This window comes from Kocuria sp. KSNUG, from assembly GCF_049532735.1.
GTDB classification, from domain to species: Bacteria; Actinomycetota; Actinomycetes; order Actinomycetales; family Micrococcaceae; genus Kocuria; species Kocuria rhizophila.
In genome coordinates this window covers 1233303-1246958 of record NZ_CP150981.1, presented here as the reverse complement: position 1 = coordinate 1246958, position 13656 = coordinate 1233303, and the positions used below count along the sequence as shown (strand labels likewise).

The 13656-nt window shown below is 71.9% G+C and carries 12 protein-coding genes; all 12 read right to left on the bottom strand.

Annotated features, from left to right (window positions below):
- Nucleotides 1–58: 58 nt before the first annotated feature.
- The gene (locus AABM36_RS05350) at nucleotides 59–1009 is read right to left on the bottom strand and encodes an exopolyphosphatase (protein ID WP_423447734.1); all 951 of its coding nucleotides are present in this window, start codon (nucleotides 1007–1009) and stop codon (nucleotides 59–61) included.
- Nucleotides 1010–1053: 44 nt separating this feature from the next.
- Complete coding sequence (locus AABM36_RS05345) at nucleotides 1054–1599, bottom strand: DUF501 domain-containing protein (protein WP_423447732.1); 546 nt, start codon at nucleotides 1597–1599, stop codon at nucleotides 1054–1056.
- Entirely contained in the window at nucleotides 1596–2171 is a 576-nt protein-coding gene (locus AABM36_RS05340; protein ID WP_423447730.1) for an FtsB family cell division protein, read from the bottom strand. Before AABM36_RS05340 ends, AABM36_RS05345 begins: the two co-directional genes overlap by 4 nt.
- Before the next feature lie 149 nt (nucleotides 2172–2320).
- Nucleotides 2321–3604, bottom strand: coding sequence for a phosphopyruvate hydratase (gene eno / locus AABM36_RS05335; protein WP_423447728.1), 1284 nt, complete (start codon nucleotides 3602–3604; stop codon nucleotides 2321–2323).
- A gap of 105 nt (nucleotides 3605–3709) precedes the next feature.
- Complete coding sequence (locus tag AABM36_RS05330) at nucleotides 3710–4495, bottom strand: MazG nucleotide pyrophosphohydrolase domain-containing protein (protein ID WP_423447726.1); 786 nt, start codon at nucleotides 4493–4495, stop codon at nucleotides 3710–3712.
- Entirely contained in the window at nucleotides 4492–5703 is a 1212-nt protein-coding gene (locus tag AABM36_RS05325; protein ID WP_423447724.1) for an adenosine deaminase family protein, read from the bottom strand. The genes AABM36_RS05330 and AABM36_RS05325 overlap by 4 nt, the downstream gene beginning before the upstream one ends.
- A gap of 4 nt (nucleotides 5704–5707) precedes the next feature.
- The gene (locus AABM36_RS05320; RefSeq protein WP_423447723.1) at nucleotides 5708–7606 is read right to left on the bottom strand and encodes a hypothetical protein; all 1899 of its coding nucleotides are present in this window, start codon (nucleotides 7604–7606) and stop codon (nucleotides 5708–5710) included.
- Nucleotides 7607–7721: 115 nt separating this feature from the next.
- A complete protein-coding gene (locus AABM36_RS05315; RefSeq protein WP_423447721.1) occupies nucleotides 7722–8126 on the bottom strand; it encodes a cytidine deaminase in 405 nt (134 codons plus the stop codon).
- Between the two features lie 122 nt (nucleotides 8127–8248).
- On the bottom strand, nucleotides 8249–9571 hold the full coding sequence (locus tag AABM36_RS05310; RefSeq protein WP_423447719.1) for an ABC transporter permease: 1323 nt from the start codon (nucleotides 9569–9571) through the stop codon (nucleotides 8249–8251).
- Nucleotides 9568–10779, bottom strand: coding sequence for an ABC transporter permease (locus AABM36_RS05305; RefSeq protein WP_144802962.1), 1212 nt, complete (start codon nucleotides 10777–10779; stop codon nucleotides 9568–9570). Before AABM36_RS05305 ends, AABM36_RS05310 begins: the two co-directional genes overlap by 4 nt.
- On the bottom strand, nucleotides 10776–12503 hold the full coding sequence (locus AABM36_RS05300) for an ABC transporter ATP-binding protein (RefSeq protein WP_423447716.1): 1728 nt from the start codon (nucleotides 12501–12503) through the stop codon (nucleotides 10776–10778). The genes AABM36_RS05305 and AABM36_RS05300 overlap by 4 nt, the downstream gene beginning before the upstream one ends.
- Before the next feature lie 27 nt (nucleotides 12504–12530).
- On the bottom strand, nucleotides 12531–13622 hold the full coding sequence (locus AABM36_RS05295) for a BMP family lipoprotein (protein WP_423447714.1): 1092 nt from the start codon (nucleotides 13620–13622) through the stop codon (nucleotides 12531–12533).
- Between the last annotated feature and the right edge of the window lie 34 nt (nucleotides 13623–13656).

Genomic DNA, 13656 nt, shown 5'->3' with positions numbered 1-13656 from the left:
CTCGTGTGCCCCGCCTCCCGTGGCGCGGGGTGTTCCCGGCGGTGCCGGATGTCGGGTGTCAGGACACCAGCGACAGGCCGATGCCGTCCAGGATGTCGTGCTCGCTCGCGGTCGCGGTGTCGACCCGGCCGTCCGTTGCCCGGGCCACACGCTCGACGACGCGGCGCCACACGAGCGCTCCGGCACCGATCACGTCCACCCGGCCCTCGTGCATGAAGCCCAGGCGCGCACGCTGCTTGCGGGTCATGGCCGTGAGCTCTCGGCACGCCCGGTCCACGTCCGCGATCTCCAGCACCGTCCCGTTGATGCGGTCGGGGTCGTAGCGCTTGAGCCCCATGGCCATGGCCGTGACGGTGGTGACGGTGCCCGCCACTCCCACCAGGCGGGTGGTCTGCTCCAGGGGGACCGTGCGTGCCACCACGTCCATGGCCTCGTCCACGTCCCGGAGCACGTGGGCCTGCTGCTCCTCGGTGGGAGGGTTGGAGCCCAGGTGGCGCTCCGTCATGCGCACGCACCCCACGTCCACGCTCCGGGCGGCCAGCACCTCGCGGGGGGTGCCCAGCACACACTCCGTGGAACCGCCGCCCACGTCCACCACGAGCACCCGGTCCCCGGGGTCCAGGCCCGGGGCCGCGTTGAGGGCGCCCCGGAAGGACAGGGCGGCCTCCTCGTCGCCGCTGACGACCTCCGGGACCACCCCCAGCCGGGAGCGGATGCCCGCCACGAACACGTCCCGGTTGCCTGCGTCGCGGGTCGCGGAGGTGGCCACGAAACGCACCCTGTCCGCACCGTGCTCGGTGATCAGGGCGGCGTACTCGTCCACGGCGGCGAACGTGCGCTCCAGGGCGGCCTCGGCGAGCCACCCCGTGGCGTCCACGCCCTGCCCCAGGCGCACGATGCGCATCTCGCGCACCACGTCCTTCAGGGCGGGGTGGTGGTCACGGGTCACGACGTCCGCGATGAGCAGTCGGATGGAGTTGGTACCGCAGTCGATGGCAGCAACGCGCATGGCAGCAGGGATCCTCGTGTCGATGGGGGCAGGGGTCCGGCGCGTCAGGCGGTTGCGCGCCACGCGGGATCGCACGCGCAGCGCTGCGGCGTCCACGTCCCGGAGATGGTCTCGAGGGTCTCGTCCCCGAGCGGGTTCACACCGGGGCCCGCGGCCAGGCTGTGGCCCACGAGCACGTGCAGGCACTTCACCCGGGTGGGCATCCCACCGGCCGAGATCCCCTCGATCTCCGGGACGTCGCCGGTGCCCGCGAGCTCGCCCACACGACGACGCTGGGCCAGGTAGTCCTCGTGTGCCGCGCGGTGCTGCTCGGCGAGCTCCGGGTCCTGGGCCACGCGGTCGGACATCGCGTACATGGCGCCCTCCGCCTCGAGACGGGAGACCGCGGCGGTGACCACCGGGTGGGTCAGGTAGAAGACCGTGGGGAACGGGGTGCCGTTGCTCAGCCGCGGGGCCGTGGCCACCACGAGGGGGTTGCCGCACACGCAGCGCGCCGCGATCTCCACGACGTCCCGGGCCGGCCTCCCGAGCTGGGCTCCCACCACGGTGAGGTCCTGTGGCGTGACGGTCGGGTCGTGCGGTGCGGTCACTTCTCGCTGCTTTCGTCCGGTTGCGGTTCCAGGGTGATGTCCTCCTGGGGGTAGGCGGAGTCGAGCACCGACTGCCAGAGCCCGTCCGCCCACGCGGGTTTGCCGGCCTCGACCTGCTCGGCCGAGGACTCCGGGGCCTGGTGCAGGTCCTGCTGCCCGCCGAGCACCACGTAGGCGCTCTCACCGGGCTTCACGTAGGACATCCGCTCCCGGGCCTGCTGCTCCACGTAGGCGTCGTCCCCCCACAGCTGCTCCTCACGCTTGAGCTCCTGCTGGCGCTGCTCCTCGTGGGCGATGCTCGCCTGCAGCTCGGAGATCTGCGCCCGCTGGTCCAGGAAGATCTTGGCGGTGGGTGCGGCCAGGAACACGATCAGCGTGGCCACCACGACCAGGGCCACCAGGCGCCCGTTGAAGGAGTGCGCGGGCGTGGGCGCCGCCAGCGTGGACGAGCCACCCGCGGAGCGCTCCGGGCGCGGTGCGGCGTCGCGGCGCGGGTCCGGCCGCTCACGCTCGGGGTCCTGCTGCGCGGGGCGCGGTGTGCGTCGGGGGATCCGGGGGCGGGGACCGACCATGCGTACCTCCCGGGTGACGTCGTGGGGCGGATCGTGCTCGGCCAGTCTACCCGCAGCACGACGCCGCCCGGTCCCCTGGAAGCTACCGGCGGGACCGGGCTGCGGCGTCGCGGCCCTCGCGCGGCGTCCGTGGGCGCCGCGCGACGGGCCTACTTGGCGGTGAAGCGCGGGAAGGCCGAGACGCCCGCGTAGACCGCGGCGTCGCCGAGCTCCTCCTCGATGCGCAGCAGCTGGTTGTACTTGGCCACGCGCTCGGAGCGCGCCGGGGCACCGGTCTTGATCTGGCCCGCGTTCACGGCCACCGCGATGTCCGCGATGGTGGTGTCCTCGGTCTCACCGGAACGGTGGGAGATCATGCAGCGGTAGCCGTTGCGCTGGGCGAGCTCCACGGCGTCGAAGGTCTCGGTCAGCGAGCCGATCTGGTTGACCTTGACCAGCAGGGAGTTGGCCACGCCCTCCTGGATGCCGCGCGCCAGCCGCTCCGGGTTGGTCACGAAGAGGTCGTCGCCCACGAGCTGCACCTTGTCTCCGATGTGCTCGGTGAGCGTGGCCCAGCCCTTCCAGTCGTCCTCGTCCAGGGGGTCCTCGATGGACACGAGGGGGTACTTCTTCACGAGGTCCTCGAAGTACGCGGACATCTCCTCCGCGGAGCGCTTCTTGCCCTCGAAGGTGTACTTGCCCTTCTCGAAGAACTCGGAGGAGGCCACGTCCAGGGCCAGCGCGATGTCCTGGCCGGGCTTGTAGCCGGCCTTCTTGATGGCCTCGAGGATGAGGTCCAGCGCCGCCGAGTTGGAGTCCAGGTTCGGGGCGAAGCCGCCCTCGTCACCCAGGCCCGTGGACAGGCCGCGGTCCTTCAGCACGGACTTGAGGCTGTGGTAGACCTCCACACCCCAGCGCAGGGCCTCGGAGAACGTGGGGGCGCCGATCGGGGCGATCATGAACTCCTGGATGTCCACGTTGGAGTCCGCGTGGGAGCCGCCGTTGAGGATGTTCATCATGGGCACGGGCAGCACGTGGGCGTTCGGGCCGCCCAGGTACTTGTAGAGGGGCAGGTCCGCGGAGCTCGCGGCCGCACGGGCGATCGCCATGGAGGCGCCCAGGATCGCGTTGGCGCCCAGCTTGGCCTTGTTGTCGGTGCCGTCGAGCTCGAGCATGGCCTGATCCACGGCGCGCTGGTCGGAGGCGTCCAGACCCACCACGGCCTGCTCCAGCTCCTCGTCCACGGCGTGCACGGCGTCCAGGACACCCTTGCCCAGGTAGACCTTCTTGTCGCCGTCGCGGCGCTCCACGGCCTCGAACTCACCCGTGGACGCACCCGAGGGGACGGCCGCGCGGCCGAAGCTGCCGTCGTCCAGCAGGGCCTCCACCTCGACCGTGGGGTTGCCGCGGGAATCCAGGATCTGGCGGGCTTGCAGCGCAATGATCATTGCCATGAAAATCTCCTTGTCGGTCGTCGACCCGTGGGGCGGTTCCGGCCCCGGGTCCCAGCCTACCGAGCCCGCCTGTGTCCCGGCGATACGCGCCCGGGATGACGGCGTTCACCCCGGCAGCGGGCCGTCGTTCTCCCGCACGAAGCGGCCCACCGCGGTGCGCAGCGCACGCTCGGGGTCCAGTCCCCGGGCGGAGGCCTGCGCCACCTGGCGCAGCAGCCGCTCCCCCAGTTCACGCTCCTCGTCCTCGCGCTGCTCCTCCGGCAGCTCCGGGCCCACGGCCACCACGCCGGGGACCCCGTGCCGGCGGGCCTTGGACAGTGCCTTCTCGGCGCGGGCGAGGGCGGGCAGCGCCGGCGGGATGCCGTCGAAGATGCGGGTGCGCTGCGGCTTCTCGCCCCGCTTGACGGCGTCCCAGCGCGCGGCGAGCTCGGCGGTGCTCGGCCGCTGCCCGGCGGCGGGGACCTCGTCCGACGACACCGCCGGGCCGCCCGCGCGCTCCGCCCCCGGCACGGTGTCCCCGGTGGTCGCCGGAGCCGTCCCCGTGCTCGCACCGAACACCGCCGGGTGGCGGCGCACGAGCTTGTCCGTCACGGCGGAGATCACGTCCGAGACGTCGAAGCGCTGCGCGTCCGGGTGCTCCTGCCCGATCCGCGCGTGGAAGACCACCTGCAGCAGCACGTCCCCGAGCTCCTCCACGAGCTCGTCCCGGCGGCTCGAGGGTTCGAGGGTCTCCACGGCCTCCACCACCTCGTAGGCCTCCTCCACGAGGTAGCGCAGCAGCGACTCGTGGGTCTGCTCCGCGTCCCACGGGCAGCCTCCCGGAGAGCGCAGCCGGTCCATGACCGCCAGCAGCCGTTCGAACTGCTCACCCGGAGTGCGCTCCGGGCTCACGAGGCCTCCCCCGTGATGCGCCGCTCAAGCCACTGCTGGTAGGCCACCGGCACGAAGGCCGCGCGCGCCGCCGTGCACTGGACCCGCAGCACGTCCTCGGAGCTCCACCCCGCCTCCGCGCGCAGCCGGTCCACCTCGTGCGTCACGGAGGTCCCGCTCATGAGGCGGTTGTCGGGAGAGACCGTCACCGCGAATCCGGCCCGCAGCAGGCTCGTGACCGGGTGCTCGGCAAGGGTGGCGCCCCACGCCGCGCTCGCCCCGGTCTGCAGGTTGGAGCACGGGCAGACCTCGAGCGCGATCCGACGGTCCCGGATCCAGCGGGTCAGCGGTGCGGTCATCTCCCGGTCCTCGTCCAGCAGCCGTACACCGTGGCCGAGTCGCAGGGCCCGGCCCGAGCGGAGGGCGTCGGCCATTGACTCTGCGCCGGCGGCCTCCCCCGCGTGCAGCGTCACGGGGACGTGCTCCGCCGCGAGAAGCTCCAGTGCGTCCCGGTGGGCCGAGGCGGGGAACCCGTCCTCCGGGCCCGCCAGGTCGAAGCCCACCACGGATCCCGGCACCGGTTCCCCGGGGACCCGGCCGTCCGCCGTCGTCGTGGCGGTGTGTGCGCCGGCGCCCGTGGCCGGGACGTTGCCGGTGCCTGCTTCTTCAGGGTCTCCGGACGGGGACGACGCCGCCCGCACCCGCCGCACCACGAGCTCGGCGATCTCGCGGGAGCGATCCAGGTGGCGCATGGCGCACAGGATCTGGACGACCGAGATGTGCCCGCCGGCGGCCTTGACCGCTGCGACCCCGTCCGCGAGACCGCTCTGCACCGCGTCCACGGCCTGGTCCAGGCTCAGCCCCCCGGCCACGTGCTGCTCCGGTGCCCAACGGACCTCGGCGTGGACCAGGCCGTCCGCGGCGCAGTCCGCCACGTACTCGCGGGCCACGCGCCGCAGAGCCGGTGCCGTCTGCATCACCGCCACGGTGTGAGCGAAGGTCTCCAGGTAGCGCGGCAGGCTCCCGGAGTCGGCGCTGTCGCGGAACCACTGTCCCAGGGACGCCGGGTCCGTGGTGGGCAGCTCGTGGCCCACCTGCGCAGCGAGCTCCACGACGGTGGCGGGACGCAGGGCGCCGTCCAGGTGGTCGTGCAGCGAGATCAGTCCGTGTGGCCCGAGGGCCCCGTCCGTGGTGCGGACGGGGCCCTCGGGGGTCGTTCGTGTGCTCATGGCGTCAGTAGTTCCAGTCCTGCAGGGCGTCGTTGACGTGCTGGGGGATGTTGGAGCCGGTGCGCGGGTACATCCGCAGCTCCTCCAGGTAGTTCTGCCCCGGGAGGCGCTGCTCGTAGCGTACGAACGCCTCCTCGTCCGAGTAGTCGAACGCGACCTCGGGGGGAACGCCCGGGCGGAAGCGGAACATCATGGCCAGCGGGGCGCCGGAGCCCTCCACGTACGAGTCGTCCTTGAGCTCCTGGACCTTGAGCTGGTCCTCGGGCACCAGGTCGAACGTGGGGCGCTGGTCCCAGAACCCGTTGAGGCGCACGTGGGTCAGGGCGTCGTAGTAGGTGCCGAGCGCGCGCACGCGGACCAGCACGGTGGAGACCTCACGGGCGGTGCCGTCCGGTCCGAACAGGTGCCGCTGCGCGTCCGCGAGGCGGGCCGTCACGTCACCCACGGTGAGCGCCAGGTTGCCGGACGCGAGGGCATCGGGGTCCACGTCCTGCTCCGGGGCGGGGGCCCGGTAGGACGGGGACACGTCCGTGGCGGTGGCCACCTGCGGGGCACCGGCCGGATCGTCGTCGCCGCCCACCACCGCGGGGGCGGGCACCAGCGTGTCCTCGGACTCCGTGCCGAACGCGGACTCGTCCACGTGCGCGGGCAGGTCCTCGGCGGACCGGGCGTCCTGGGTGTCGGGGACGGCTGCGTGCTCCGCTCCGGGCTGCGCGTCGTACGCGTCGTCGTGGGTGGGCGCACCGTCCAGGACGCGGGGGTCCTCGCCCAGGCCCTGGTCGAAGTGCGCGTCCTCCTCGGACTCTGCGGCGTCGTCCCCGAATCCCCCGTCCTGCGCGTCGAAGGCGCGCTCCTGGTCCACGGGCCGTTCCTCCGAGGGTGCCGCCGGGGAGCCGTCCTCGGCGTGCTCTGCGGAGTCCTGCTCGCCGGACGCGAGCACCGGTGCCGCCTGACCCGCGGCCAGGACGTCGCCGTCCGTGGCCGGCTCGGTGTGGCCGTCGGCCACCACACGCACGGCGTCGGAGTCCTGCGGAGCCCCCGGGGACATCTGATCTGCGGCGGCACCTGGGGCCTGACCCTGCTCGGAACGGTGCGCGTCCGCGACGTGGTCCTCGTGCTCCGCCGTGGTTCCTGCGGCGGTGAAGCCCGCCGCGCCACCGGCCACCGCGGCCGCGCCGAGGCCCGCGGCTTCCGCGTGCCCGGTGCCGTGGGCGTGCGCGTCCGAGCCGGTGCCCACCGGGGTGTCGTGGTGGACGGAGGCGCGGTCCGCGGCCTCCGTGTGGTCCTGCGGGTTGACCGGCTGCTGCCCCTGGTGCGCCGCCGTGGCAGTGCGCGACTCCTCGGAGACACCGTGGTGCTCCGGGGCGGAGCCGCCACCGGGGTGGCTGTAGTGCTCGGTCCGGGACTCCCCGTTGGGGTAGTCGTAGGTCACCGTGATCTCGTGTGCGGCGTGGTGGGGTGCCGCGACCACGAGGTCCAGCTGGCGCCACGGTCCCACCGGGGTGCTCATGGCCTGCGTGTAGAGGTCCGCGACGTCGTCGAACAGGGGCGAGCCCTGGTCCACGGTCCCGTTCTCCACCTCGTCCTGAGCCTCACCCACGGCCTGGCGAGTCTGGTGCGTCATGATGTTCCCGGACTGCACGAGGGTCAGCCGGGCACGGTCCGCCCCCCGGGCGAGCAGGAGCTCCACGAGGTGCTGCAGCGCCCCGTCCTGGGGCAACGGCTCGGCGGCCGGCTCCCGCCGCGGGTGCTCGTGGTGCTCCCCCGCGGTGTTCTGCACTGCCTCGGGCGGCGTCATCTGGCCGGACACGGGAGCCGCCGCAGGATCTGACGGCGCGGCGCCGGGCGACGGCTGGGGTGTCGGGGTGGTGTTCTTGCTGCGGAACAGATCTCTCAAACCCACGTGAATGTTTCCCTTCGAAAGCCGGGCTCGGTCTGGTGCTCAGTATAGGCGGGCCGCTCGGGAGCCGCCCGGGAGCTGGAAGCACCCGGGGACGCTCCCCCGGCGTCTCAGCGGGTCACAGGTTCTCGGGCCCGAACGCGTCCGGCAGCACCTGGTCCATGCTGCGCACACCGCTCACGGTGAGCAGCTGCAGTCCGGGAGCACGGTGCTCGTACAGCAGCTGCCGGCAGCGCCCGCACGGCATCAGCACCTCACCGTGCCCGTCCACGCACACGAAGGCCACGAGCTTGCCGCCGCCGGACATGAACAGCGCACTCACGAGCGAGCACTCCGCGCACAGGGTCACGCCGTAGGAGGCGTTCTCGATGTTCGCCCCGGTGACCACGCGGCCGTCGTCCACCAGCGCTGCCGCTCCCACGGGGAAGTGGGAGTACGGGGAGTAGGAGTGCTCGAGGGCCTCGGTGGCCGCCCGCTGCAGCCGCTGCCAGGTGGCCTGGTCCACGGTCTGGTTCTCGGTCATGGTGTCGTCGTCTCCTCGTCCTGGGTTCTCGTGCGGGTTCGCCCGGCGACGCCGCTCAGCGCACCACCGCGCGGGGGTCCACCCCCGACGCTACGCCGTCGGGGCGCTGGCCGGGCGGGGGGTCACTCCTTGAGGTAGGGCTCACCCGAGGCGGCCGGGCCCCGTGACCGGCCCACGAGGCCCGCCACCGCGAGGATGGTGACCACGTACGGGAGCATGGCCAGGAACTGGCTGGGCACCGGGGTGCCCAGGAAGGAGAGGATCGACTCCAGGTTTGACGCGAAGCCGAACAGCAGCGAGGCCAGCAGCGCCCCCACGGGGTTCCACCGCCCGAAGATCAGGGCCGCGAGCGCAATGTACCCGGAGCCCGCCGTCATGTCCCGGGTGAACGCGGACACCGACACGAGCGTGTAGAACGCACCGCCCAGCCCGGCCACCGCACCGCCGAGCAGCACGTTGCGCACGCGCAGCGCGTTGACGGGGATGCCCAGGGTGTCCGCGGCCTTGGGGTGCTCGCCCACCGCGCGGGTCCGCAGGCCCCACCGCGTGCGGTAGAGCGCGAACCACACCACGGCCACGGTGGCGTACATGATGTAGCCGATCACGGACTGGTCGAAGAGCACGGGCCCCACCACGGGGATCTCGGCGAGCACCGGGATCCGCACGTGCGGCAGCCGCTCCGGGGAGTTGAACGCGGCGGCATTGGGTTCCAGCACGGTGGCGAACAGGAAGCCCGTGAGCCCGTAGACCAGGACGTTGAGCACCACGCCCACGATCACCTGGTTCACGCGGTAGCGGATGGCGAAGACCGCGAGCACCACCGAGACGAGCACCGATCCGAGGACCGCCGCGACCAGCCCCGCCCAGGCGCTGCCCACGATGGTCGCGACGACCGCGGCGGAGAACGCGCCGAAGAGCAGCTGGGCCTCGATCGCGATGTTCACCACGCCCGAGCGCTCGCACAGCAGACCCCCGAGGGAGCCGAAGACGAGCGGCGTGGCGAGCGCCACCGATCCCGCGAGCAGTGCGGTCACGGAGATGCTGGGAGTCTGGGCCGTGCCCACGATCCACACGAGGAATCCGGTGACGAAGAAGAAACCGGCCACGAGCGATGCCCAGCGGGGCAGGGTGCGTGCCCGGACCGCCGCGTAGCCGGCCAGCACGGCCAGCACGGCCGTCACCACCCAGCCGCACACGGTCGAGGAGACGGAGACGTCGGGCAGGCGCACGGCGTCGTTCTCACCGGAGAAGCGGAACTGCACCGACTGCCCGGAGGCGTTCAGGGCAAAGACCACCAGGGCCACGAGCGCGAGCACGGCCAGCCCGACCGCGGGTCGCAGGGTCCGCACGCCCACATCGCGCAGCACCGCGGAGGTGGGTAGATCTGCCTCGGGCACGGAGCCGTCCGGGCCGTCCAGGTGGGGGGATGCAGTGGCGGTACTCACGCGGCGGCCTCCTGCGAGCGACGGGTGGCGAAGGTGAACAGGGGCGGCAGGGCCACGAACAGCACGATGAGCGACTGCACGACCAGCACGATGTCCACGTTGGTGCCGGTCATCGACTGCATGGTCACCCCGCCCGCACGGAACGCCCCGTAGAGGATCCCGGCGAAGAACGTTCCCCACGGCGTGGACCGGCCCAGCAGAGCCACGGTGATGGCGTCGAAGCCGAAGGAGGCCGCAATGCCCGCCGTGAGCGAGTGCTCGGTGCCGGAGACCTGCGCGGTACCGGCGAGACCGGCCAGCAGGCCCGCGAGCAGCATGACGACCACGAAGCCGCGGGTCACGGAGATGCCCGCGGTCCGCGCCGCGCGGGGGTTGGCCCCCACGGCCCGCAGCTCGAAGCCCACGGTGGAGCGGTTGAGCAGCCAGGACACCGCGACGGTGGCCAGGACGGCGAGCACGAAGCCCCAGTGCAGCCGGAACTGGTCCCCGAGCAGCTTGGGGAACATGGCGGTCTGGTCCACGGGAGGGCTGATGGGGTTGGACGAGCCCTCGCGCTGGAAGCCCGGCAGCGTCAGCAGCCACGCCACCAGGTTGAGCGCCACGTAGTTGAGCATGATGGTGAGGATGACCTCGTGGGCGCCCGTGCGGGCCTTGATGAGCCCCACGATCCCGCCCCACAGGGCACCGCCCAGGGCGCCGGCCGCCATCACGGCGAGCAGGTGGATCCCGGCGGGCAGGTGCCACGAGAACCCCACCCACGCGGCCAGGGTGGCCCCGATCAGGATCTGGCCCTGCGCACCGATGTTGAACAGGCCCGCGCGGAACGCGAGCGCCACGCCGAGACCCGCGAGGATCAGGGGGGTGGCCACGGTGAGCGTCTCCGTCAGCGGGTAGAGCTTGTCGGCGAGCGTGGCGCCGGCGGGGTTGTACACCGCGCCGTGGAACATGGCCACGTAGGCGCTCGAGGCGGCCTGCCACATGGCGGACAGCGTGTCACCGGGGCGCGCGAAGAAGTACCCCGCGGCTTCCCGGACGTCCTCGTTGGTGACCGCGATCAGCAGTCCGCCCAGGATCAGCGCGACCACCACGGCCAGCACCGACTGGAGCGTGGAGCCCAGAAGGGTGCGGCGGTGGCTGCCCGCGGCGAGTTCGGTCGGTGGCGGCGCCGACACCTGGTCGGTCTGCGCCGGTGTGGTGGTCGCGCTCATGCCGTGCGGTCCCCCTCGGGTCGGTCGTCGGTCGGGTCGGCCGCGCTGCTGCCCCGGTGGGCGTCAGCGGCGGCGCCGGAGACCGCGTGGTGGGCGGCGTCGTCGGCGTGTGCGGTGCCTGCGTGGGCGTCGTCGGCCTGGGCGGAGTCCGCGTGGGGGTCCTCGGCGGCCTCGTGGTGCGTTGCGTCGGCGTCGGAGTGGTCCCAGGGGGCCGAGGGGAGCACGGACTCGGCGGGCTCGCCGGCCATCATGCGCCCGAGCGCCTCGCGCGGGGTCTCCGGGCCCACGATGCCCATCAGCCGGCCGTGGAAGAAGACCGCGATGCGGTCCGCGAGGGCGTAGACCTCGTCGAGCTCGGTGGAGACGATCAGCACCGCGGTGCCCCGGTCCCGCTCGGCCACGATGCGGCGGTGGATGAACTCGATCGAGCCCACGTCCACACCGCGCGTGGGCTGGGAGGCGATGAACAGCGTGAGGGGGCGCCCGAGTTCGCGGGCGATCACCACCTTCTGCTGGTTGCCGCCGGACAGCGTGGCCACGGCGGAGTCCACGGATCCCGTGCGGATGTCGTACTCGGACACGGCGGAGCGGGCGTTCTCGCTGATGGCGCCCAACCGCAACGAGGGCCCCGCCGCGAACTCGCGGTCCCGGTAGCGGTCCAGCACGAGGTTCTCCGCCACGGAGAACGGGCCCACGAGTCCGTCCGTGGAACGGTCCTCGGGCACGAAGCCGACGCCCCGGGCCAGCACCTCGCGGGTGCGCAGGCCCACGAGCTCGTGGCCGTCCAGACGCGCGGACCCCGTCACACGGTCCTCGAGCCCCACGAGCGCCTGGGTCAGCTCGGTCTGGCCGTTGCCCTGCACGCCGGCCACGGCGAGGATCTCCCCGGGGGCCACGTCGAAGCTCACACCGTCCAGCACCACGAGACCGTTGTCCCCCACCACCGTGAGGTCGCGCACCTCGAGGGCGGCTCCGCTCGGCAGGACGGGCTCCTTCTCCACCGTGAGGGAGACCTTCCGGCCCACCATCAGGGCCGCCAGCTCCTCCGTGGACGCCTCGGGTCCCACGTGCCCCACCACCTCGCCGCGGCGGATCACGGTGATCACGTCCGAGACGGCTCGCACCTCCCGCAGCTTGTGGGAGATGAACACGATGGAGGTGCCGCCGTCCCGCAGCTGGCGCATGATCTGCAGCAGCTCGTCCGTCTCCCGGGGGGTGAGCACGGCCGTGGGCTCGTCCAGGATCAGCACCTGCGCGTCACGCACGAGCGCCTTGATGATCTCCACGCGCTGCTGCACGCCCACGGGCAGGTCCTCGACCACGGCGTCGGGGTCCACGTCGAAGCCGTAGCGCCGGGAGATCTCCCGGATCCTGGCCCGCGTGGTCTCCAGGTCGAGGGACATCCCCCGGGTGCTCTCGTGCCCCAGCGCCACGTTCTCCGCGACCGTGAAGACCGGGACGAGCATGAAGTGCTGGTGCACCATGCCGATCCCGGCCGCCATGGCGTCACCGGGGCCGCTGAACCTCACGGGTTCACCGTCGATCTCCACGTTTCCGGACGTGGGTTCGTAGAGACCGTAGAGGACGTTCATGAGCGTGGACTTGCCCGCTCCGTTCTCCCCCAGCAGACAGTGGATCTGGTGGGGTTCCACCGTCAGGTTCACACGGTTGTTGGCGGTGAAGTCACCGAACCTCTTGGTGACGTCCGTGAGTTTCAGCTGCACGTTCTTCGCTCCTGCCTGCGCGCTCGGTCAGGACTTGGGTGCGTTCTCGGACTCCACCGTGACCTTGCCGTCGATGATGTCCTGCTTCAGCTGCTGGACCTCCTTGTCGAGGTCCTCCCCCACCTTCGACTCCTGGTCGTGGTACGGCGCGAGGCCCACCCCGCCGTTCTCGAGGGTGCCCACGTACTGCGCGTTGTCGAAGTTGCCGTCCGCCGCCTGCGTGACGACGTCCTCCACGGAGGTGGACATCTCCTTCAGCACGGAGGTGAGCAGGAACTCCTTGCCGGAGTCGAGGGTCTCGTAGCCGTCCGTGTCCGGCCAGATCAGCCGCACGTTCTTGTTGCCCTTGTTCGCCTCGACCACCGCGTCCACGGTGCCCTGGGCGGCCTGACCCGCGACCGGGAGCACCACGTCGGCGCCGTCACCGATGAGGTTCTGGGTCACGGTCTTGGCCTTGGAGGAGTCCTGGAAGGAGCTCAGGAACGTGCCGTTCTGCGAGTCCTTGTTCCAGCCGAGGACCTTGACGTCCTTCTTGTTCTTCTCGTTGTAGTACTTCACGCCGTCCGAGAAGCCGTCCATGAACACGGTCACGGTGGGGATGTCCATGCCGCCGTAGGTGGCCACCTTGCCGGTCTCGGAGCTGCCGGCCGCGAGGTAGCCGGCCAGGAAGGCCGCCTCCGCGGTGTTGTACACGATCGGCTTCACGTTGTCGGCCTTGATCGAGTTGTCGTCCACGATCGCGAAGTGCTTGTCGGGGTTGGCCTCCGCAACCTTCTTGGTGGTGTCCGCGAGCAGGAAGCCCACGGACACGGTGAGGTTGCAGCCCTGCTGCGCCATGGAGGTCAGATTGGGCTCGAACTCCGTCTCGGACTGGGACTCGGCCTGGCTGACCTTGATGCCCTTGTGCTCCTCGGCCGCCTTGAGACCCTCGTACGAGCTCTGGTTGAACGAGCGGTCCTGGAAGCCACCGTCGTCGGAGACGATGCAACCCTTGAAGTCGGAGGCCTGGGCGCTGCTGTCCCCGGAGCTGTCCGGTGCGGCACCGCAACCGGCCAGGGTGAGGCCGGTCAGCCCGGCCAGTCCGAGGGCGCCGAGGGTGCGGAAACGTCGAGTGGTCATGGGGTCCTCCGGTGGGATCGGGCTGGGGGCGCGA

Bases quoted from the DNA above. Each gene is read 5' to 3' on its own strand.
- AABM36_RS05350 (WP_423447734.1), bottom strand. From the start codon at position 1,009: ATGCGCGTTGCTGCCATCGACTGCGGTACCAACTCCATCCGACTGCTC.
- AABM36_RS05340 (WP_423447730.1), bottom strand. From the start codon at position 2,171: ATGGTCGGTCCCCGCCCCCGGATCCCCCGACGCACACCGCGCCCCGCG.
- eno (WP_423447728.1), bottom strand. From the start codon at position 3,604: ATGGCAATGATCATTGCGCTGCAAGCCCGCCAGATCCTGGATTCCCGC.
- AABM36_RS05325 (WP_423447724.1), bottom strand. From the start codon at position 5,703: ATGAGCACACGAACGACCCCCGAGGGCCCCGTCCGCACCACGGACGGG.
- AABM36_RS05315 (WP_423447721.1), bottom strand. From the start codon at position 8,126: ATGACCGAGAACCAGACCGTGGACCAGGCCACCTGGCAGCGGCTGCAG.
- AABM36_RS05305 (WP_144802962.1), bottom strand. From the start codon at position 10,779: ATGAGCGCGACCACCACACCGGCGCAGACCGACCAGGTGTCGGCGCCG.
- AABM36_RS05295 (WP_423447714.1), bottom strand. From the start codon at position 13,622: ATGACCACTCGACGTTTCCGCACCCTCGGCGCCCTCGGACTGGCCGGG.